The organism is Micromonospora sp. NPDC005203 (genome assembly GCF_042872705.1).
GTDB lineage: Bacteria > Actinomycetota > Actinomycetes > Mycobacteriales > Micromonosporaceae > Micromonospora.
In genome coordinates, this window is the sequence record NZ_JBIAKV010000001.1 from 544,281 (window position 1) to 563,543 (window position 19,263).

At 72.4% G+C, this 19,263-nt stretch carries 20 protein-coding genes; 10 read left to right on the plus strand and 10 right to left on the minus strand.

What is annotated here, in order from left to right; genetic code table 11:
* Positions 1-119: 119 nt before the first annotated feature.
* Entirely contained in the window at positions 120-599 is a 480-nt protein-coding gene (locus tag ACFYPM_RS02625) for a MarR family winged helix-turn-helix transcriptional regulator (RefSeq protein WP_387190488.1), read from the minus strand.
* Positions 600-681: 82 nt separating this feature from the next.
* Here ACFYPM_RS02625 and ACFYPM_RS02630 point away from each other — a divergent pair, with 82 nt between their 5' ends.
* Positions 682-1,326 (plus strand): FMN-dependent NADH-azoreductase, encoded by a 645-nt coding sequence (locus tag ACFYPM_RS02630; protein WP_387190490.1) that lies wholly within the window; start codon positions 682-684, stop codon positions 1,324-1,326.
* Between the two features lie 70 nt (positions 1,327-1,396).
* On the opposite strand, the gene ACFYPM_RS02635 is transcribed toward ACFYPM_RS02630, so the two are convergent.
* From ACFYPM_RS02635 to ACFYPM_RS02645, 3 genes are all read right to left on the minus strand, one after another.
* A complete protein-coding gene (locus ACFYPM_RS02635; protein ID WP_387190493.1) occupies positions 1,397-2,431 on the minus strand; it encodes a 2-oxoacid:ferredoxin oxidoreductase subunit beta in 1,035 nt (344 codons plus the stop codon).
* Entirely contained in the window at positions 2,424-4,271 is a 1,848-nt protein-coding gene (locus ACFYPM_RS02640; RefSeq protein ID WP_387190496.1) for a 2-oxoacid:acceptor oxidoreductase subunit alpha, read from the minus strand. The genes ACFYPM_RS02635 and ACFYPM_RS02640 overlap by 8 nt, the downstream gene beginning before the upstream one ends.
* 296 nt (positions 4,272-4,567) lie before the next feature.
* Positions 4,568-5,986: a hypothetical protein gene (locus ACFYPM_RS02645; protein ID WP_387190500.1), complete on the minus strand. Its 1,419-nt coding sequence runs from the start codon at positions 5,984-5,986 to the stop codon at positions 4,568-4,570.
* 179 nt (positions 5,987-6,165) lie between these two features.
* Here ACFYPM_RS02645 and ndhC point away from each other — a divergent pair, with 179 nt between their 5' ends.
* On the plus strand, positions 6,166-6,543 hold the full coding sequence (gene ndhC, locus ACFYPM_RS02650; protein ID WP_088986508.1) for an NADH-quinone oxidoreductase subunit A: 378 nt from the start codon (positions 6,166-6,168) through the stop codon (positions 6,541-6,543).
* 11 nt (positions 6,544-6,554) lie between these two features.
* Here the strand turns inward: ndhC and folP are convergent, their stop codons facing one another.
* Entirely contained in the window at positions 6,555-7,424 is an 870-nt protein-coding gene (gene folP, locus ACFYPM_RS02655) for a dihydropteroate synthase (protein WP_387190503.1), read from the minus strand.
* A 153-nt stretch (positions 7,425-7,577) separates the two neighbouring features.
* On the opposite strand from folP, the gene ACFYPM_RS02660 reads away from it, so the two are divergent.
* The 4 genes from ACFYPM_RS02660 to ACFYPM_RS02675 all read left to right on the plus strand — a co-directional run bounded on the left by ACFYPM_RS02660 (position 7,578) and on the right by ACFYPM_RS02675 (position 10,019).
* A complete protein-coding gene (locus ACFYPM_RS02660) occupies positions 7,578-8,240 on the plus strand; it encodes a DivIVA domain-containing protein (RefSeq protein WP_387190505.1) in 663 nt (220 codons plus the stop codon).
* The gene (locus ACFYPM_RS02665) at positions 8,237-8,734 is read left to right on the plus strand and encodes an SRPBCC family protein (RefSeq protein ID WP_387190508.1); all 498 of its coding nucleotides are present in this window, start codon (positions 8,237-8,239) and stop codon (positions 8,732-8,734) included. The genes ACFYPM_RS02660 and ACFYPM_RS02665 overlap by 4 nt, the downstream gene beginning before the upstream one ends.
* 66 nt (positions 8,735-8,800) lie before the next feature.
* A complete protein-coding gene (locus ACFYPM_RS02670; RefSeq protein ID WP_387190511.1) occupies positions 8,801-9,382 on the plus strand; it encodes a DNA-3-methyladenine glycosylase I in 582 nt (193 codons plus the stop codon).
* A 13-nt stretch (positions 9,383-9,395) separates the two neighbouring features.
* Positions 9,396-10,019, plus strand: coding sequence for a hypothetical protein (locus ACFYPM_RS02675; protein WP_387190514.1), 624 nt, complete (start codon positions 9,396-9,398; stop codon positions 10,017-10,019).
* Here ACFYPM_RS02675 and ACFYPM_RS02680 read toward each other — a convergent pair.
* From ACFYPM_RS02680 to ACFYPM_RS02695, 4 genes are read right to left on the minus strand one after another with little or no spacing between them, the layout of a single operon-like run.
* Positions 10,016-11,257, minus strand: a complete 1,242-nt coding sequence (locus tag ACFYPM_RS02680; protein WP_387190517.1) for a DUF1501 domain-containing protein — start codon at positions 11,255-11,257, stop codon at positions 10,016-10,018. The genes ACFYPM_RS02675 and ACFYPM_RS02680 overlap by 4 nt on opposite strands.
* Positions 11,258-11,271: 14 nt before the next feature.
* Positions 11,272-12,570: a DUF1800 family protein gene (locus ACFYPM_RS02685; RefSeq protein ID WP_387190520.1), complete on the minus strand. Its 1,299-nt coding sequence runs from the start codon at positions 12,568-12,570 to the stop codon at positions 11,272-11,274.
* A 59-nt stretch (positions 12,571-12,629) separates the two neighbouring features.
* Positions 12,630-13,421 carry an enoyl-CoA hydratase-related protein gene (locus ACFYPM_RS02690; protein WP_387190522.1) on the minus strand — a complete coding sequence of 264 codons (792 nt, stop codon included), beginning with the start codon at positions 13,419-13,421 and terminating at the stop codon, positions 12,630-12,632.
* Positions 13,422-13,425: 4 nt separating this feature from the next.
* A complete protein-coding gene (locus ACFYPM_RS02695; protein ID WP_357368325.1) occupies positions 13,426-14,244 on the minus strand; it encodes a PaaX family transcriptional regulator C-terminal domain-containing protein in 819 nt (272 codons plus the stop codon).
* A 189-nt stretch (positions 14,245-14,433) separates the two neighbouring features.
* Between ACFYPM_RS02695 and ACFYPM_RS02700 the strand changes: the two genes are divergently transcribed.
* Both ACFYPM_RS02700 and ACFYPM_RS02705 read left to right on the plus strand, forming a co-directional pair.
* Positions 14,434-14,601 carry a DUF3117 domain-containing protein gene (locus tag ACFYPM_RS02700; protein WP_007455245.1) on the plus strand — a complete coding sequence of 56 codons (168 nt, stop codon included), beginning with the start codon at positions 14,434-14,436 and terminating at the stop codon, positions 14,599-14,601.
* Positions 14,602-14,747: 146 nt separating this feature from the next.
* Positions 14,748-16,223 carry a leucyl aminopeptidase family protein gene (locus ACFYPM_RS02705; protein WP_387190525.1) on the plus strand — a complete coding sequence of 492 codons (1,476 nt, stop codon included), beginning with the start codon at positions 14,748-14,750 and terminating at the stop codon, positions 16,221-16,223.
* Between the two features lie 6 nt (positions 16,224-16,229).
* On the opposite strand, the gene ACFYPM_RS02710 is transcribed toward ACFYPM_RS02705, so the two are convergent.
* Positions 16,230-16,874, minus strand: a complete 645-nt coding sequence (locus ACFYPM_RS02710) for an O-methyltransferase (RefSeq protein ID WP_387190528.1) — start codon at positions 16,872-16,874, stop codon at positions 16,230-16,232.
* Between the two features lie 440 nt (positions 16,875-17,314).
* On the opposite strand from ACFYPM_RS02710, the gene ACFYPM_RS02715 reads away from it, so the two are divergent.
* Both ACFYPM_RS02715 and ACFYPM_RS02720 read left to right on the plus strand, forming a co-directional pair.
* Complete coding sequence (locus ACFYPM_RS02715) at positions 17,315-18,646, plus strand: S1C family serine protease (protein ID WP_387190531.1); 1,332 nt, start codon at positions 17,315-17,317, stop codon at positions 18,644-18,646.
* A 75-nt stretch (positions 18,647-18,721) separates the two neighbouring features.
* The gene (locus ACFYPM_RS02720; protein ID WP_387190534.1) at positions 18,722-19,141 is read left to right on the plus strand and encodes a preprotein translocase subunit TatB; all 420 of its coding nucleotides are present in this window, start codon (positions 18,722-18,724) and stop codon (positions 19,139-19,141) included.
* Positions 19,142-19,263: the final 122 nt, after the last annotated feature.

The following is a 19,263-nucleotide window of genomic DNA, read 5'->3' on the forward strand; positions in this document are numbered from 1 at the left end:
CCGCCCTCGCCCGCTTGACCGCCCGTCCCGGCACAGCTTGTCGTCCGGCCGGTTGATCGTCCCGTCGTCGGGGTGGCGGTGCAGGCGTGTCGTCGGGGTGGCGGTGCAGGCGCGGCGCGTCAGAAGGTCTCGTCGGCGGCGCAGATCGCCTCGGTGCAGCTGACCGGCGTCGTGGTGGAGGCCCGCCGCAGCAGCTCGTAGAGCGTCTCCCGCTCGCTGGGAGCCAGCGCCCCCAGCACCTCGTCCTCGGCTCCGGCGAGGGCACACTCAGCCTCGCTGAGGCGTTTTGCACCATTTTCGGTGAGTTCGACGACGTGGCGGCGCCGGTCCTCGGGTGAGCGGCGACGCTCGATCAACTGCTCCGCTTCCAGGTCGTTGAGCAGCCCGACGATGTTGGTGCTGTCCATTTCCAGGATGGAGGCGAGCGCCTGCTGGCTGGTGCCGCCGCCGGCACGCAGCACGGTGAGCGCGACCAGGTGCCGCGGCCGTAGGCCGAGTGGCGCCAGCACCGACTCCGACCGCAGCCGCATCCGCCGCGCCAGATGGTCCAGGAGCGCGCCAGAGCGGTGCTCCGAGGGGGCGGGCAGCGGGGCGGACATGTGACCCAGTCTACCGAGCTGATGGAACATCGGCCTGCTATAAATAGTTGATGCTGCACAGACGATCCTTGGAGGAGGAATAATGCATCTGCTGCATATCGACTCGAGTATTCGGGGTGACTGGTCGGTCAGCCGTCGGCTCACCGCCCGCGCGGTCGACACCTGGCGCGCCGCCCACCCGGACGGCACGGTGACCTACCGGGACCTCGGCGCGGAACCGCTGCCGCACCTCGACGCGGCGGGCGGCCTGGCTCGGATGACTCCGCCGGACCAGCACACCCCGGCCCAGCGCGAATCGTGGGAGCTCAGCGAGCGGCTGGTCGACGAGGTGCGGCAGGCCGACGTGGTGCTGCTCGGCCTGCCGCTCTACAACTACGGCGCGCCCAGCAGCGTCAAGGCCTGGGTCGACCACCTGATCGTGCCCGGCCTCGCGTACGACCCGACGACCCAGCAGGGCCTCCTCGGCGGGCGCGAGTTCGTGGTGCTGGCCACCCGGGGTGGCGGCTACGGCGAAGGCACCCCGCGCAACGGCTGGGACCACGCGGAGCCGTGGCTCCCGCACGGACTGTCCCTGACCGGCCTGGAGCCGCGTTTCATCGGCACCGAGTTGACCCTGGCACCCTCGGTGCCGGCGATGGCCGAGCTGATCCCGCTGCACGAGGCGAGCCTCGCGGCCACCGAGAAGGAGATCGACAACCTCTGGACGCCGGCCTCCGCCCAGCGCTGAGCCAGCACCGGCACGTACGAGAGCGGCCGCCCCCGATTCGGGGACGGCCGCTCTCGTCAGGTCGGACGGGTCAGCGGATGGTCCAGGTGTCGCCGCTGGTCAGCAGACCGGCGAGCTGCTGCTCGGGGGTCTCGGTGACCGTCGCCTTGGCGGCCGCGAGCTGACCCTGCACCACACTGTCGTAGGACGGTCGGTCCACCGAGCGGAACACCCCGATCGGGGTGTTGCGCAGGTCCAGGCCGGGCAGCCGGGACAGCGCGAAGGCGTACGCCGGGTCGGTGACCGTCGCGTCGTGCACGACGATCTCCTCCGGGCGAACCGAGCTGGTCTCCCGGACCTCCAGGCCGAACGCGCCCGGCGGGTGCACCACGCAGAACTGCCCGTCCGCGCCGAAGGTGATCGGCTGCCCGTGCTCCAGGCGGATCAGGTAGTCGTCCCGGGTCGACGGGTCCTTGAGCTGCTCGAACGCCCCATCGTTGAAGATGTTGCAGTTCTGGTAGATCTCCACGAACGCCGAGCCCTCGTGCTCGGCGGCGGCCCGCAGCACCGACTGCAGGTGCTTGCGGTCGGAGTCGATGGTCCGGCCGACGAAGCTGGCCTCCGCGCCGAGGGCGAGCGAGAGCGGGTTGAACGGGGCGTCCGCCGAGCCGGACGGAGTCGACTTGGTGACCTTGCCGACCTCGGACGTCGGAGAGTACTGACCCTTGGTCAGCCCGTAGATCCGGTTGTTGAACAGCAGGATCTTGAGGTTGACGTTGCGCCGCAGGGCGTGGATCAGGTGGTTGCCGCCGATGGAGAGCGCGTCGCCGTCGCCGGTGACCACCCAGACCGACAGGTCCGGCCGGGACACCGACAGGCCGGTCGCGATCGCCGGGGCGCGGCCGTGGATCGAGTGCATCCCGTAGGTGTTCATGTAGTACGGGAAGCGCGACGAGCAGCCGATCCCGGAGACGAAGACGGTCCGCTCGCGGGGGATGTTCAGTTCCGGCATGAACTGCTGAATGGCCGCGAGGATCGCGTAGTCACCGCAGCCGGGGCACCAGCGCACCTCCTGGTCGGACTTGAAGTCCTTCGCGGTGAGCTTGAGGGCGACGGGCTCAGACATTCTTCAGGACCTCTTCCAGCGTCGTCTCCAGCTCGGTGGCCGTGAACGGCAGGCCACGGACCTGGTTGTAGCTGATCGCGTCGACCAGGTAACGGGCCCGGATGACGTGGGCGAGCTGGCCCAGGTTCATCTCCGGGATGACCACCCGGTCGTACGCGCGCAGCACCGCACCGAGATTGGCCGGCATCGGGGCCAGGTGTCGCAGGTGCGCCTGGGCGATGGACAGCCCGCGCTGGCGCACCCCCCGGCACGCCGCGCCGATCGGCCCGTACGTCGATCCCCACCCGAGGACCAGCACCCGGGCGTCGCCGTCCGGGTCCTCCACCTCGATGTCCGGTACCGGAATCGTCTCGATCCGGGCCGCCCGGGTGCGCACCATGAAGTCGTGGTTGGCCGGGTCGTAGGAGATGTCGCCGGTCTTGTCGGCCTTCTCCAGGCCACCGATCCGGTGCTCCAGCCCGGCGGTGCCGGGGATCGCCCACGGCCGGGCCAGGGTCTCCGGGTCACGCAGGTAGGGCAGGAAAGTGGTGCCGTCCTCGCCGTTGGGCTCGGTGGCGAATTCGACCCGCAGGTCGGGCAGCGACTCCACGTCGGGCAGCAGCCACGGCTCGGAGCCGTTGGCGACGTAGTTGTCGGACAGCAGGATCACCGGGGTGCGGTAGGTCAGCGCGATCCGGGCCGCCTCCAGCGCCGCGAAGAAGCAGTCCGACGGCGACCGGGGTGCGATCACCGCGACCGGGGCCTCGCCGTGCCGACCGTAGAGCGCCATGTTGAGGTCGGCCTGCTCGGTCTTGGTCGGCATGCCCGTCGACGGGCCGGCGCGCTGCACGTCCACGATCACCAGGGGCAGCTCCAGCGCCACCGCGAGGGAGATCGTCTCGCTCTTGAGTGCCACGCCGGGGCCGCTGGTGGTGGTCACACCGAGCGCTCCGCCGTACGACGCGCCCAGCGCCGCGCCGACCGCGGCGATCTCGTCCTCGGCCTGCACGGTGGTGACGCCGAAGCGCTTGTGCTTGCTCAGCTCGTGCAGGATGTCGGAGGCGGGCGTGATCGGGTACGCGCCGAGGAAGACCGGCAGCCCGGAGCGGACCCCGGCGGCGACGAGCCCCAACGAGAGCGCCGCGTTGCCGGTGATGTTGCGGTAGGTGCCCGGCTTCATCTTCGCCGGCTTGACCTCGTAGCGGACCGCGAAGTCCTCGGTCGTCTCGCCGAAGTTCCAGCCGGCCCGGAAGGCGGCGACGTTGGCCGCGACCAGCTCCGGACGGGAGGCGAACTTGCGCTCCAGGAATCGCAGTGTCGACTCGTAGGGCCGCGAATACATCCAGGAGAGCAGGCCGAGGGCGAACATGTTCTTCGACCGCTCGGCGTCCTTCTTGGACACCTGGTAGTCGGCGAGCGCACCGACGGTCATCGAGGTCAGCGCCACCGGGTGCACGACGTAGCCGGCCAGCGAGTCGTCGTCCAACGGGCTGGCCTGGTAGCCGACCTTGGCGAGGTTGCGCCTGGTGAACTCGTCGGTGTTGACGATGATGTCCGCGCCGCGCGGCAGGTCGGCCAGGTTGGCCTTGAGGGCCGCCGGGTTCATCGCCACCAGCACGTTGGGCGCGTCGCCCGGGGTGAGGATGTCGTAGTCGGCGAAGTGCACCTGGAAGCTCGACACACCGGGCAGGGTGCCGGCGGGAGCCCGGATCTCGGCGGGGAAGTTTGGCAGCGTGGAGATGTCGTTGCCGAGCTGCGCCGTCTCCGAGGTGAACCGGTCGCCGGTCAGCTGCATGCCGTCGCCGGAGTCACCGGCGAACCGGATGACCACCCGGTCGAGCTGACGGATCTGCTTGGTCACTGTGCCACCTTCGTTCGCGACTGCGGGGCTCGCAGAAGCTCGCCTTGCCCGGCCACGGGACCTCCTTGACGCGACGTTTCGCCGCACCGCCCAGGCTGGTCCGGCCGCTGTCGTACCTCTTCTGAGAGCCTACGTCTAAGGGAGCCCTAACCACCGCCGGAGGTCCGCCGACTGGGACCGGAATGGGAGTAGGAATACCCGCCTTTGCGAGCTTTTGCCCCGCCCGCCGTAATTCAGATCACCAGAGGTTGCACGCCGGCGGCACCGAACACACGCGGTCCGGGGCCGCTCGTCGATCAGTCGGCGGTGTGCGACGCCGGCTCGGGCGCCGGGCCGGAGAACCGGCGACGCAGCGAGATGGTGGCCAGCGTGAGGGCCAGCACCACCAGCAGCGTGGAGACCACGATCAGGATGATCGCGGTACGCCGTACCGAGGTCGTTGCGTCGTCGGCGGCAGCCCCTCCGGGAAGCACGCCCTGGGAGCCGGCCGGCGCGGGCGGCGAGACCACGGGGGTGGCCAGCGCGGCGGCGGCGGTGATCCGGAAACTCATCTGCACCTGCCGGGTCGCGCCGCTGCGCGGGTCGAGTTGGCCGATGACGGCACCGGACAACGGTGCTTCCCGCTGGGCCTGCGGCGTCGCCTCCACCGGCAGCCGCAACTCGGTGGTCCGGCCCGCCGCCAGCGTGCCCACGTCGCAGCGGATCCGGCTCGGGTCGGACGCCACGCAGCCGGACGGCGGGGTCGGGATGGTCACCCCGGCTGGCAGGACGACCTCGACCCGGCCGGCGGCGTCCACCGTGCCGGTGTTGCCCAGCCGAAGCGCGAGGGTGCTGGCGGTGCCGCTGATGTCGAAGGCGACCTCGTCGGCGGCCAGCGTGATGCCGGGAACCGGGGGACCGGGCGGGAAGAGCACCGCGAAGCCCTGGTCGTCGACCGCTTCCCCGGGCACCCCCGGCGCGTCCGCGACGACCTGGACGGAGCCGGCGAGGGGCATCTTCTGCCATGCGGCGCCGTCGACCCGCAGGCGGAGCAGAGCGCTGAACCGGACGCCGGCTTCGACCGTCCAGGCCCCACAGTCATACGTACCCCCACCGGCGGCGGCGCAGCCCTTCGTCCCCGCGTCGGTCAGCCCGACCGGCAGCGTGTACGAGAGGCGGATCCGTTGCGTCGTCGTGCCGGTGTTGTTGACCGTGACCTGCAGGGTGGTGGCCGTGCTGGCCGCGTTCCAGTACGCCTTGGAGAGCGTCACGTCCTGGGTGGTGACCTGCACACCGAGCGGATTCGCCGGCGGCGCCTCCGCACCCGGGGCGGGCGGCCGGACCGGCGGGGCCGGAGGCGCCGGCAGCACCGGAGGTGCCGGGGGCGCCGGGGGCGCCGGTGTGGCTGGTCCGCCCGGCGCGGGCGCGTTGTTGCTCGGTGCCGGCGGCTGCGTCTCCGGCGGCGGCGCGGTGGTCTCCGGTGCCGGCGGCTGCGTTTCCGGCGGCGGCGCGGTGGTCTCCGGTGCCGGGTTGGTCGGCTCCGGAGACCCGCCCGGCTCCTCGGTCGGGGGCGGCTCGTCCGTCGGGCTGGTCCCGGGTTCGCCCCCGGGTTCGCTGACCGGGTCGGTAACCGACACGACCGGGCCCGCCTCCGGCGTTGCCGCGCTGGCCCAGGCCGGCCCCACGGCGAGCGCCGCGAGCAGGCCGAGCGCCAGCGAGGTCCCCAGCAGGGACATGGGGTGCCGCCCCTCCGCCCGGTTACCGGGCGATGCCTTCAGGCGGGCCATCTGTCCTCCGGTGCATGGGTGGGTGTCCAATGGTCGGTAACAGTTGCCCCGGCGCACTAGTCCCGACAGGAAACAAATCCGTAACGTGTTTGGGACGGCCCTTCCGGGCGGACGGTAGGCTCCCGACTGTGACCGGATACCTGGGCTCGTACGCGACGCTCGGGCTCTTGCTGCTCGCCAGCGTTCTGTTCTTTGTTACGGCGTTCTCGGCCAACCGGGTGTTACGCCCCGCGCGTCCGGCCGACCCGCCGGGCAAGCGGGCCAGCTACGAGTGCGGGCTCGACCCGGTCGGCGCGGACTGGGCACAGATGCAGATCCGTTACTACGTCTACGCGTATCTGTACGTGCTGTTCGCGGTCGAGGCGGTGTTTCTCTTCCCCTGGGCGGTGGTCTTCGACCGGCCGGGCTTCGGCCTGGTGACGGTGGTGGAGATGGCGGTGTTCGTGGCCGTGCTCGCACTCGGCATCCTCTACGCCTGGCGCAGGAACATCCTCCGCTGGACCTGATCGTCACCGCGTCAGGCCAGGCCCCGGCGGGTCGCCGACGGCGGGCGGTCGCCGCGGATCGAGGCCACCATGTCCAGCACCCGGCGGGTCGGGCCGACCTGGTGAGCCCGGAACACCCGGGCGCCCAGCCAGGCCGAGACCGCCGTCGCGGCGAGCGTCCCCTCCAGCCGTTCCGGCACCGGGAGGTCCAGGGACTCACCGATGAAGTCCTTGTTGGAGAGCGCCACCAGCACCGGCCAACCGGTGTCGGTCAGCTCGCCCAGTCGGCGAGTGATCTCCAGGGAGTGCCTGGTGTTCTTGCCGAAGTCGTGTGCCGGGTCGATGAGTATGCCGTCGGGGCGTACCCCGGCTGCCACCGCTCGCTCGGCGAGCCCGGTCACCGTCGCGACCACGTCGCTGACCACGTCGGTGAAGGCGGCCCGGTGCGGCCGGGTCCGGGGGACCAGGCCGCCGGCGTGCGAGCAGACCAGGCCCGCGCCGGTGCGCGCGGCCACCCGGGCCAGGGTCGGGTCGGCGCCCGACCAGGTGTCGTTGAGCAGGTCGGCGCCGGCTGCCACGGCCTCCGTCGCCACCTCGGCGCGCCAGGTGTCGATGGAGATCACCACCTCTGGGAACGCGGCCCGGACGGCGACGATCGTGTCCACCGTGCGGCGGATCTCCTCGACGACGTCCACCTCCGCGCCGGGGCCGGCCTTGACGCCGCCGATGTCGATGATCGCCGCACCCTCCGCCACGGCCCGCTCCACCGCGCGCAGCGCGCTGTCGGCGGCGTAGGTGGCCCCCCGGTCGAAGAACGAGTCCGGGGTGCGGTTGACGATCGCCATCACCACCAGCTCGTCGGGGGCGAACGTGCGCCCGCCCAGCCGAAGCGCCCCGGCCATGCCCGCCTCCCGAGAGTCCGCCGTCGCTGCCACGTCGGCCGACCCCGACGCTAGTCGCTGGTCCGACCGCAACTCCGGGCGGCGTCGGTACGGATCGTGATCGGGACGGGTGGCGGGGTCGCTCCCGGCCGGCTGCCGTGCCACGATCAGTACATGGGTCAGCTTCTGCTCCTCCTGGTCGTGGCGTTGACGGTCGCGGCGGTGATATTCGGCGTGACGGTGCTGGTCAGCGGCCGTGATCCCGGTCTGGCGCCCGCCGAGCCGGATTCGCAGGCCGTGGCGCTGCCCGGCACCCGGCCACTTCGCGAATCCGACGTGGGGGCGGTCCGTTTCGACACCGCGTTGCGCGGGTACCGGATGTCCCAGGTCGATCAGGTGATGCGACGTGCCGCCTACGACATCGGCTACAAGTCGGAGCTGATCGGCGTACTGGAGGCGGAGGTCACCGCGTTGCGTGCCGGCCGTATCGACGACGCGGACGTGCTGCGCGACGCTCGTGTTCGGTCCGTCAGCAAGGCGACGACCGCGGACGCGGCCGAGTCCGGCGCGGCCGAGTCCGGCGCGGCCGAGTCCGACGCGGCGACGTCCGACGAGGTCGAGCCGGCGGTCGACGCGGCCGGCTCCGGGGCTGCCCCGGTCGGCTCGACCAGCGCGGGCCTGGAGCCCGCCGCCACCGCCTCACCCGCGGATTCCGACGGTGTGGCGCCGGCCGCTGTGTCGTCCGGTGGTACGACGGGCGATCCTGAGCAGACCGACGGCGCGTCCGCCGACGGCACCGGGCAGCACGGCGCGACGGTTCGGTCGGAGTCGGCGTGACCGGCCCGGGGGGCGCCGACGATCTTCGTGAGGCCGCCCAACCCGGTGCTGGTGAGGTAACCGCCACGGTGATCGTCGCCGCCCCCGCCGAGCGGGTCTTCGCCGCCCTGCTCGCCTGGGAGCGGCAGTCCGACTGGATCCCGTTCACGCGGGTGCGCGTGGTCGAGGGCGACGGGCGCGAGGGCAGCCGCATCGAGGCCGTGACGGCGCTCGGCCGGGCCGTGCTGCGCGACGAGATGCGGGTGGTCCGGGTCGACGAACCGTACGAGATCGGCGTGGTGCACCACGGGCAGTTGCTGCGCGGCCCGGGTGTGCTGCGCTGCACCCAGCTGGGTCGGGACCGTACCCAGGTCGTCTGGCACGAGTGGTTCCACCTGCCGGGCGGCCGGGCCGGTCGACTGGCGTGGCCGGTGCTCTGGCCCGGCTCCAAGCTCGGCCTCACCCAGGCGCTGAAGAGGTTCGCCCGTCTGGTCGAGCAGGGCCGGCTGCCCTGACCGCGCCGGCGGCCGGCCGGTGCCGGCGGCGATGGGGTGTCGGAGCGATGCCCTAGCGTGTACGACGTGACTGACCTGGTGATCGGCGTCGACGGGCTGGCCCGCTGCGCCTGGGGGTCGAGCACCCCCGACTACGCCATCTACCACGACACCGAGTGGGGTCGGCCGCTGCGCGGAGACGACGCGCTGTACGAGCGGATGACGCTGGAGGCGTTCCAGTCCGGGTTGTCCTGGCTGACCATCCTGCGCAAACGCCCGGCGTTCCGGCTGGCCTTCGACGAGTTTCACATCCCGACCGTCGCCGGATACTCCGACGCCGACGTGACCCGGCTGCTCGCCGACGCCGGCATCGTCCGCAACCGGGCCAAGATCGAGGCGGCGATCGCCAATGCCCGCGCCGCCCTGGAGGTGCCGGAAGGTTTGTCCGCGCTGCTCTGGTCCTACGCCCCGGAGCCCCGACCGGCCCGCCCCGCCTCGTTCGCCGAGCTGGCGCCGATCACCACGGAGTCGACGGCGATGGCCAAGGCGCTCAAGAAGCGCGGCTTCCGGTTCGTCGGCCCGACCACCGCGTACGCGCTGATGCAGGCCACCGGCATGGTCGACGATCACATCGTCGGCTGTCACGTCACCCTCCCCGCGTCGACATGATGGGATGGCAGGCATGACGACCGAGACCGCGTATCGGGCCGGTGGATCCGGCCGCGCCGACGGCGTGGGCGCCTGGGCCGTGCTGCTGCCGGCCGAGCGGTACGAGGCCGAGCGGCTCGTGCACCACGACACGCTGGAGTTGACCGGGCTGACCGACAGCAGCCGGCCGAGCACGGGAGACCAGGTGGCGGTGCTCGTCGACGCGCCGCCACGGCTGGTCGCGCTCGGCCGGGTCCGCGCGCCGGGTCGCCGGCACCGCGAAGACCCGGACGACCCACAGTCCCCGGTCGAGCCGGGGACGGTCGTGATGTCGTACACCCGGCGGGTTTTCGACGAGCCGGTGCCGGCCGACCTGCTGACGCTCAACGGGCCGGTCACCGCGTTGGAGCCGGCCGCCTTCCGGGCGCTGGCCGACCAGCTCGGCCCGCCCCCGGAGCGGCGCACCTGGCTGGTCAGCCTCGACCTGCCGATCGAGGCGGGCACGCGGGCGGAGGCGGTCCGGCTGTTCTGGTCGTACGTGCAGGAGTTGGGCCCCCGGGAGCTGCCCGCCTTCGTCTCGCCGTCCGACGACGAGTTGGCCATGCAGGCGTTCGTGCTGGGCGAGCAGGCCAACCAGGATCCGGAAGAGGACGACTAGAACAGCTTGTCCACGCGTCCCCGCCAGTCGGCGAGGATCGGTCCCGGGTCGGTGTCCAGCACCCGCTCCAGCAGCGTGGCGTAGACGTCCCGGAAGTCGGTGGTGTATTTCAGGTCGCCGTCGTCGAGATCGGTGAGGCTGGGCGCGTCCCCGTGCCAGCCGCTGCGCACCCCGGCGCCGAGCACCAGCACGTCCGAGGCGGTGCCGTGGTCGGTGCCGTCCGAGGCGTTGGCCCGGACCCGGCGGCCGAACTCGGAGTAGACCGCCACCACCACCTTCCGACCCGCCTCGGTGCGACTCATCCGGTCGGCGAACCCGGTCAGCGCCCGGTCCACCTGACCCAGCAGGACGGCCTGCAACTGCTTCTCGTCGGCGTGGGTGTCGAAGCCACCGAGCGACACCGAGAAGGCCCGGGTGGACACGCCGGCCTCGACGCACTGCGCGACCAGGTCGAGCTGCGCGTCCAGCGGGGTGCGGGCACCGCCGGTGGCCGTCGCGGGGGCCTGCTCGCCGTCCGGTTCCGCCGTGTCCGGGTCGGCGGAGTCGCGTACCTGACGGATCATCTCGTCCACCGACCGCAGGTCGGCGAAGCAGGCGGCGGCCCGGCCCCGGGCCGCCGACTCACCCGCCTCGGCGGCGGCGAGCGCGGTCAGCGTCTCGGCGGGCAGCCCCTTGGCGGCTTTCCGGTCGGCCACCGGCACCGCCGCGCCCGCGCTCCGCTCCCCGGCCAACAGTGGCGGCAGTGCCGGCTCGAAGGAGACCGCCAGCCGGGGGTCGCCACCGGCGGAGTCCAACCAGCGACCCAACCAACCGGTGTTGCCCGGCCGGTCCGGCTGCGCGGTGTGCCAGATGTCCATCGACCGGAAGTGGCTGCGGTCCGGCTTCGGGTAGCCGACCCCGCGCACGATCGCCAGGCCATCGCCCGACCAGCGCCGGTGCAGGCCGGCAAGTGCCGGGTTGAGGCCGAAGCCGTCGTCCAACCGCAGCACCTCGGAGTCCGGGTACGCCAGCTCGGGACGGGCCGCCCGGTAGGCCGGATCGGCGTACGGGATGACCGTGTTGAGCCCGTCATTGCCGCCGTAGAGGGTCACCAGCACCAGCGTGCGGGCCTGTGGATCACGGTCGCCGCCGGTGTCCAGCAGGTCCCGCAGGCCGTACGCGCCGGCGCCGGCGGCCAGCGCGCCCGCGCCGACCACCCCGCTGGTCAGCAGGAACCTGCGTCGGGTCTGGGTGTCCATGTCGACTCCTCCGCTCAGCTGACTGTGTATTCGGGACTGACCAGGCCGGCGGCCAGCAGCTTGCGGGGCTCGCCGGCCAGCGGGGTGAGGGCGGCGCGGGTACGCGGGCTCCAGCCGTCGACCACCAGCAGTCGCGCCAGCGCGTCGGGCCGGCCGGCGGTGGGCGCGGCGGTCAGCCGGGCCAGCACCGCGGGACTCACCGCGGCGGCGAGCATCCCGGAGGTCCGCAGCCGTGCCTGCAACGACGAGGTGGTCAGCCAGGCTGCCCCGGCCGGCCAGCCGCCCACGCTCGGCGGTCGCAGCGGCACCTGATCGAGCGCGTTCAGGCCGGCCATCAGTTGTTTGTGTTCCTGCTCGGGCAGGGCGGAGGGTCGGATGCCGAGCTGTCGCAGCGCGCCGACCAGCCACTCCACCGGCTGCTTGACGAGCGTGCCCCGGGTCTGGGCGAAGGCCGGCGCCGAGAGGATCGCCCGCAGGGTCGCGATGGTGTCCGCGCCGGACAGGCCCTCCGGTGCCGGGATGTCGGTGCCGGCGTAGCGGAACCAGAGCCGCCGGGCCACGAACGTCGCCGCCGCGGGCTGGGCGGCCAGCAGCGCGGCGTACGCCTCGGCGTCGAACGGGCCACTCTGCCCGAGGATGGTCTTCGCACCGGGGTCGTGCCGGTTGGCCTCGAAGCGGGCCGTCCCGGTACGCCTGTCGACCACCCAGCCCGTCAGGGCGCGCGCGCCGGCCTTCACGTCGGCCTCGGTGTAGGCGCCGATGCCGAGGGTGAACAACTCCATCAGCTCGCGGGCCAGGTTCTCGTTCGGGGCCTTGCGGGTGTTCTTCTGCCCGTCCAGCCAGATGATCAGGGCGGGGTCGCGCACCATCGCGGTGACGAGCGGGGCCAGTGGCCCGCGTCCGTGCCGGCGCAGCGTGTCCAGTTGGCCCTGCATCACCCGGGCCGACTTGACCTTCTGCGCGCTTGTCGCCCAGTGCCCGTGCCAGAAGAAGAGCAGCTTCTCGCTCAGCCCGTCCTCGGCGGCCACCATCCGGTCCAACCACCAGCCGGTGACCTGCTGGAGCTGCTTGCGCCGCTCCGCGTTGGCCTGCTGCCGCTGCTCGCGGGTGGAGTCCTTGGTCAGCCCGGCGTACGGGTCGGCGGACAGCGTGGGGATCGGCGTGGCCGCCGCACCCCGGTCCGTCGCGGGCAGGGTGAGCAGCCGGTCCAGGGTCGCTGCCGGACCGGCCCGCTCGGCGGCGTCCACCTCGTCTGCGGTCGGCCCGAAGGTGGCCCGGCGCAGCAGATGCGCCACCGCTTCACGATCGCTCATACCGGCCGACGCTAGGCCGCCCGTGTTCGAGGACGGTAAGGGCGGCGTGCGAATCGCGTTCAGCGTCCCTCGAAGACCGGTTTCTGCTTGCCGACGAAGGCGAACGTGGCCGCCCGGTGGTCGGCGGTGGCACCGCAGATCGACTGGGCCTGCGCCTCGGCCGCGAGGGCGTCGGCGAGGGTGCCGGCGTCGGCGATGGAGAGCTGCCGCTTGATCGCCCCGTAGGCGACCGTCGGGCCGGCGGCGAGGCGGGCGGCCAGCTCCTGGGCGGTCGGCAGGACCAACTCGTCGTCATCCACCAGGCGGTTGAGCAGGCCGATCCGGCAGGCCTCCTCGGCACGGACGGGCTCGGCCAGCATCAGCAGCTCCACCGCCTTGGCGTGGCCGACCAGCCGGGGCAGGGTCCAGGAGGCGCCCGTGTCGGCGGCGAGACCGACCTTGGCGAAGGCCATCAGGAAGCTGGTGGTGGGGCCACCGATGCGGATGTCGGCGAGGAAGGCCAGCGACGCGCCCGCACCGGCGGCCATGCCACGGACCGCGGCGATCACCGGCTTGGGCAGGTTGGCCAGCCGGGCGGCGATCGGGTTGTAGTGCGCCCGCACGGTGCCCAGGGGATCGTTCGAGGAGCTTTCCAGCGTCGCCACGTGCTCGCGCAGGTCCTGACCGGCGCTGAACGACCCGCCCGCCCCGGCCAGCACGACCGCCCGGCAGGACCGGTCGGTCTCCAGCTCCGCCAGGGCGTCCCGCAGCGCCTCCTTCAGCGCCACGTCGAGCGCGTTCATCGCGTTCGCCCGGTTCAGCGTGAGGGTGACGACGGCGTCGGTCCGGTCGACCAGCAGCGGCTCGGTCACGTGTCTAACGACCCTTCTGTCGAACGAGGCGGTTGCCGGCGTCGAGGCACTGTTCGACGTACCGGTCCGCGGCCGGACGCAGGCGGGCCGCGTGCCGGTCGAAGAAACTGGCCGCGGCGGTGCCGGGCCAGCGTTCGGGCAGCAGCGCCGGGGGTAGCTGCGGGTCCCGGAAGAGGAACGTACGCCACGCGTGCACCAGCCGGAACCGGGTCGCGTACGCCTCCTCGTCGCTGCTGCGCACGGTGACGGCGGAGAGCAGTGGACGCTGGTCCGCGACGAACTGCTCGTAGGCGCGACCGATCTCGGTCAGGTCCCATGCTCGCCGGACCACGCCCATCGCACCGGGGGTGCCCGCGAAGTGTGCGGCGTTGAACCGCTCGAACCGGATGCCGGCCTCGGCGAGGATCAGGTCGACGTCCTCGGCGGGACGGGTGGCGACCCAGGTCTGCTCGTCGAGCGTGCCGTAGCCGAGGAAGCTCAGGTTCGCGGCGAGCCGCTGGCGGTCCCGTCGGGAGCCCGGGGCCTCCAGCACCAGCAGATCGAACCGGCCGTCCCAGGTGATCCGGCCGGTCCGGTAGATCCGGGAGGCCGCCTCGTCGAGTCGTCGGGCGGCTTTCGGTGTGATCGAATATCCCGGTCCGGAGATCAACCGGAGCGGTTCGAGCCAGCCCTGACGCACCATCCGGGACACGGCGGTGCGAACGGCTGGCGGTGCGATTCCCAGCGGCGCCAGTAGTTTGACCAGGGCAGCAACCGGTGCGCGGCCACCCCTCGGTCGGAGGTGGTCGCCGTACAGGTCGAAGAGTGCCGACCGTGCCTGCATGACCGCACATTGTGACAGGCCTTCTCAAGATAAGCTAGATGCTGTTACATCAATGCTGCTCCGGTTTGGGTCCGGCGGTGTTCATCAGGGAAAATCGCTGTCGACACCCCCGCGACCGTTGCGGGTGGTCGTGACGAAGTGGCTGTGGGGCAACCCACCGACCCTGGTGTAGGTCTGAGGGGAGACAACATGGCGGCGATGAAGCCGCGGACGGGCGACGGTCCGCTGGAAGTCACCAAGGAGGGGCGGGGCATCGTCATGCGGGTCCCGCTGGAGGGCGGTGGCCGGCTCGTCGTCGAGATGACTCCCGACGAGGCCAACGCGCTCGGTGACGCGTTGAAGGCGGCGGCCGGCTGAGTAAGGAGTGGTCCGGGCGGCTCGCACCGCCCGGAGCGTTGCGTGACCCTGAGCCACCGGTACCGCCGGTGGCTCAGGGTCTTCATCACTGCGGGCAGGTGGGCTGAGTTCCGCTCCGCGACACTTTCCTGGAGGTACGGTTCCGCGTGCTCGCCATCCGTCTGATCGCCGAGCCCGACCGGCTCGACGTCCTCGTCCTACCTGTCCGTCCCGCCGATTCGGCAGCCGGAGCTGACGCCTCGGCCGAGCCCGTGTCGACCGCCGCGGCCCCGCCGGACGACACGGCCGACGAGGCAGCCGCACTGGTGTCGGCGGCCCGACTGAACGGCCGAGCTGGCGAGATCCATACCCAACTGCGCCCCGGACGTACTCCCGGCCGGCTTCTGCTGCTCGGCATCGGCGACGGCGGCGAGGCGGCCTGGCGGACGGCCGGCGCGGCCCTGGCCCGCTCTGCCGCGAATGAGACGCATATCACCATCGCGCTGCCGGGCGAGCTGACTCCGGCCGCGGTGCGTGGGTTGACCGAGGGGCTGCTGCTCGCCTCGTACCGGTACCGGCTGACCGAGGCCGGCGACACGCCGACGCTCGACGGCGTCGACCTGCTGCTCGACGACCCGGCCACGTTCGAGACCACCGTCGCCACGGCCCGGACCACCGCGGCGATGACCCATCTCGCCCGTGACCTGACCAACACGCCCTCCTCGACGAAGACCCCGCAGTGGTTCGTCGACCAGGTGACGTCCGCCGCGGCCGACCTGCCGGACCTGCGACTGCGGGTTCGCGGCCCGGCCGAGTTGGCCGCCGAGGGCTTCGGCGGGATCCTCGCCGTGGGCGGCGGCTCGGCCAGTGGCCCCCGGCTGGTCGAGTTGGACTGGCACCCCGCCGACGCGCGTACCCACGTGGTGCTGGTCGGCAAGGGCATCACCTTCGACACCGGCGGCATCTCGATCAAGCCGGTACCGGCGATGAAACTGATGCGCAAGGACATGGCCGGCGCGGCCGCGGTCGTCGCCGCCACCCTCGGTGCCGCCGCCCTACGGCTGCCGGTCCGCATCACCACGCTCGCCCCGCTCGCCGAGAACATGGTCAGCGGCTCCGCGTTCCGCCCCGGCGACGTCATCCGGCACTACGGCGGCACGACGAGCGAGACGACCAACTCCGACGCCGAGGGCCGTCTGGTCCTCGCCGACGCCCTGGCGTACGCGGTGCGGCAGCTCGCACCGGACCTGCTGCTCGACCTGGCCACCCTCACCGGCGCCAACGCCGTTGCGCTGGGCAAGCGCACCGCCGCGCTGTACAGCGAAAACGACCAACTGGCCGCGGACGTGCTGGCCGCGACCGAGGCGGCGGGCGAGTCGGCCTGGCGGATGCCGCTGCACAACGACTACGCCGAATACCTGGGCAGCGACATCGCCGATCTCTACAGCGCGCCGACACAGGGTGCCGGTTCGGTGCTGGCCGCGCTCTACCTGCGCGAGTTCACCGGCGAACTGCGGGACCGCTGGCTGCACCTGGACATGTCGGCCCCGTCCTGGGCGGACGGCGACCAGGCCGAGGTCAGCCGCGGCGCCACCGGTTGGGGCGTTCGGTGGTTGCTGCGCTGGCTGGCCAGCGTCGACTGACCCGGGTCAGCACTTCACCGCGGCGAGCACCCCGTGCCCGACCGGAAGCAGCGCGGGGATCCAGTGCTCCGACTCCCGGACCGCCTTGATCGTCTCGCGGACCGTCACCGTCTCCGCGTCCCGGGCGGCCGGATCACCGATCCGGCCGCTGGCCAACACGCCGTTGAGCGCGAGCACTCCGCCCGGGCGCAACAGCCGCAGTGCGGCTTCCACGCAGGCATGGAAGCCGGTGGCCTCCGCGTCCACGAAGACCAGGTCGTACACGCCGTCGGCGAGCCGGGGCAGCACGTCGAGCGCCCGACCGGTGATGATCCGCGTACGGCCGGCCGCGAAGCCCGCCTCGGCGAAGATCCGCCGGGCGATCCGCTGATGCTCCACCTCCACGTCGATGGTGGTGAGCACACCGTCGGCGCGCATGCCGCGCAGCAACCAGACCCCGCTCACGCCGGTGCCGGTGCCGATCTCCACCACCGCGCGGGCGTTGCCGGCGGCGGCCAGCAGCCGCAACGCCGCTCCCGCGCCCGGGGTGACCGCGTCGAGGCCCACCTCCCGGGCCAGGCTACGGGCGGTGCGCAGGACGAGATCCTCAGTGACGTACGACTCAGCGAACTGCTGAGCCTGGGCCGTCGAACTGCCGGTACCGGCGACCATGGCGATGGGGCACCTCCGGGGGCGGTGCGTGGTGCGGGGGCGGGTTGGCACTGTGAGCGTAGAGGCGACCGTCAGGGGGCGCAGCCGGGCCTCCACCCGAAGCGATCGCCGGGGCAACCGCTGACTCCACCGCGCGCATCCGTGCAATCCTGGAAGCGGTATCCCGTCAGCCGCGACCGACCCGGCCCGTGGCCGGGCGACGCGGCGCGGGATCCGGGGACGGACTGGGAGGCACCGACGTGACCGACGGCTGGGACTGGCGCCGGAGCGGTGAGACTCCGGCTCCGGCGCGACCGCCCGGGGCAGAGGCCCCGCCGGTGGGATCGCCATCCATGCCGGGGGCCGGCAGCACGCCTGCTGTGGTGCCCCCGGGCAGCACGCCCGTCATGGTGCCGCCGGGGAGCACGCCCGTCATGGGGCCGCCGGGGAGCACGCCCGTCATGGTGCCGCCGGGGGGTGCGCCCGTTGTGCCGCCGGCTGGCGTGCCGGCAGCCGGATACCCGCGGGTGCCGCCGGTGGGGCCGTCACCGGGTTGGCCGGTACCTGTCGCGGGCGGACCCTGGACGGCCGGGGCGTCGCCCTGGTGGTCGGACGCGCTCGCCGATCCCTGGCGGGACCCGGCGGCACCGACCGCGGTGGTGGTGCCGGGGGTGGTGGCGGCCGGTTCCGAGCCCGAGCCGGTCACCGATCCGGACGCGCCGGGTCGACCGACGCTACGTCAACTGCTGCTCATTCCCGTGATCACCGCGCTGCTGGCCGGCACCCTCGGCGGGGCGCTGGGCTACGCGTTCGCGGTTCGCGGTGGGGCTGCCGGAGTGGTGCTCGGCGGTGCGCCGGCAGAGCCGCCCGCGCTGGCCCAGCGCAAGCCGGAGTCGCTGGCCGGCGTCGCCGAACGTGTCCTGCCCAGCGTGGTCACCGTCCGCGTGAGCAGCCTCGGCGGGACCAGCGAGGGTTCCGGCTTCGTCGCCACCGCCGACGGCCACGTGATCACCAACGACCACGTGGTGGCCGGCGGCAGCGGCAAGGCCTCGGTGGTCTTCAACGACGGCAGCACCGCGCCGGCGACAATCGTCGGTCAGGATCCGGAGTCGGACATCGCGGTGATCAAGGTGAGTCGCAGTGGACTTCGACCTGTGGAGTTCGGCGATTCCGACGCACTGGCCGTCGGTGACCCGGTGCTCGCCATCGGCTCGCCGCTGTCGCTTGCCAACACGGTCACCGCCGGCATCGTGAGTGCCCTGGACCGGACGATGCAGGCCGGCGAGCCAGGTGGTCCGATCCGCTACTACGCGGCGATCCAGACCGACGCGGCCGTCAACCACGGCAACTCGGGCGGGCCGTTGGTCGACGGCGCCGGGCGGGTGGTCGGGGTGAACTCGACAATCAAGTCACTTGTCGCCGAGGGGCAGGAGGCGGGCAACATCGGGCTCGCCTTCGCCATCCCGATCAACCAGGCCAAGCGGGTGACCCAGGACATCATCGGCACCGGCAAGGCCCGGCGTACGGTGATCGGTGCTCGGGCGGACGGTCCGACCGGGGTCGCCGGGGGTGGCCTGCGGCTGGCGGAGGTGGCGCCGTCCGGCCCGGCGGACAGCGCCGGGTTGAAAGTCGGCGACGTCATCCTCAAGATCAATGGTCGGCCGATGACCGAGCCGACGGACCTGACCGCGTTGGTTCGCAAGTTCGCGCCGGGCTCGGTGGTATCCGTCGAGTTTCGACGGGGCTCCGACCGGCAGAACACCTCGGTAACCCTCGCCGCCGACGCGAAGTGAACACGGCTCACCCCTTGCTAGAACGCCGCCTGGCGTGCGTAGTCTTGCTGCTGACGCGGAGAGGAGGCCAGCGGGATGTTCGAGAACCTGAACTGGTGGGAGATCGGGGCGCTGCTGCTCCTGGCGCTGCTGATCTTCGGTGATCGGCTGCCCGCGGTCATCAACGACGGCCTGCGGCTGGTGCGCAACCTGCGCAACATGGCCCGTAACGCCACCGGCGACCTGAGTCGTGAGCTGGGCACCGACATCCAGCTGGAAGACCTGCACCCGAAGGCCTTCATCCGCAAGCATCTCCTCAGCGAGGAGGACGAGGCGGCGATCCGCAAGCCGTTGCAGGGCGTCTACGACAACCTTCGCGCGGACGTCAGCGGCGTGCACGACGACCTGAAGGACGTGGCCAGCGCCGCCGACCTGCGGTCGAACGGGACGCGGCCCAGCACGGCCACCAGCAGCACCACCCCGGCACCCCGCGCCAGCTACGACGACGCCACCTGACCGACCCGCGTCCGCCCGGCTCCGGTCCGCGTCCGCCCGGCTCCGGTCCGCGTCCGCCCGGCTCCGGTCCGCGTCCGCCCGGCTCCGGTCCGCGTCCGCCCGGCTCCGGTCCGCGTCCGCCC

Bases quoted from the DNA above. Each gene is read 5' to 3' on its own strand.
- ACFYPM_RS02625 (WP_387190488.1), bottom strand. From the start codon at position 599: ATGTCCGCCCCGCTGCCCGCCCCCTCGGAGCACCGCTCTGGCGCGCTC.
- ACFYPM_RS02630 (WP_387190490.1), top strand. From the start codon at position 682: ATGCATCTGCTGCATATCGACTCGAGTATTCGGGGTGACTGGTCGGTC.
- ACFYPM_RS02635 (WP_387190493.1), bottom strand. From the start codon at position 2,431: ATGTCTGAGCCCGTCGCCCTCAAGCTCACCGCGAAGGACTTCAAGTCC.
- ACFYPM_RS02645 (WP_387190500.1), bottom strand. From the start codon at position 5,986: ATGTCCCTGCTGGGGACCTCGCTGGCGCTCGGCCTGCTCGCGGCGCTC.
- folP (WP_387190503.1), bottom strand. From the start codon at position 7,424: ATGGCCGGGGCGCTTCGGCTGGGCGGGCGCACGTTCGCCCCCGACGAG.
- ACFYPM_RS02660 (WP_387190505.1), top strand. From the start codon at position 7,578: ATGGGTCAGCTTCTGCTCCTCCTGGTCGTGGCGTTGACGGTCGCGGCG.
- ACFYPM_RS02675 (WP_387190514.1), top strand. From the start codon at position 9,396: ATGACGACCGAGACCGCGTATCGGGCCGGTGGATCCGGCCGCGCCGAC.
- ACFYPM_RS02680 (WP_387190517.1), bottom strand. From the start codon at position 11,257: ATGGACACCCAGACCCGACGCAGGTTCCTGCTGACCAGCGGGGTGGTC.
- ACFYPM_RS02685 (WP_387190520.1), bottom strand. From the start codon at position 12,570: ATGAGCGATCGTGAAGCGGTGGCGCATCTGCTGCGCCGGGCCACCTTC.
- ACFYPM_RS02695 (WP_357368325.1), bottom strand. From the start codon at position 14,244: ATGCAGGCACGGTCGGCACTCTTCGACCTGTACGGCGACCACCTCCGA.
- ACFYPM_RS02700 (WP_007455245.1), top strand. From the start codon at position 14,434: ATGGCGGCGATGAAGCCGCGGACGGGCGACGGTCCGCTGGAAGTCACC.
- ACFYPM_RS02710 (WP_387190528.1), bottom strand. From the start codon at position 16,874: ATGGTCGCCGGTACCGGCAGTTCGACGGCCCAGGCTCAGCAGTTCGCT.
- ACFYPM_RS02715 (WP_387190531.1), top strand. From the start codon at position 17,315: ATGGTGCCGCCGGGGGGTGCGCCCGTTGTGCCGCCGGCTGGCGTGCCG.
- ACFYPM_RS02720 (WP_387190534.1), top strand. From the start codon at position 18,722: ATGTTCGAGAACCTGAACTGGTGGGAGATCGGGGCGCTGCTGCTCCTG.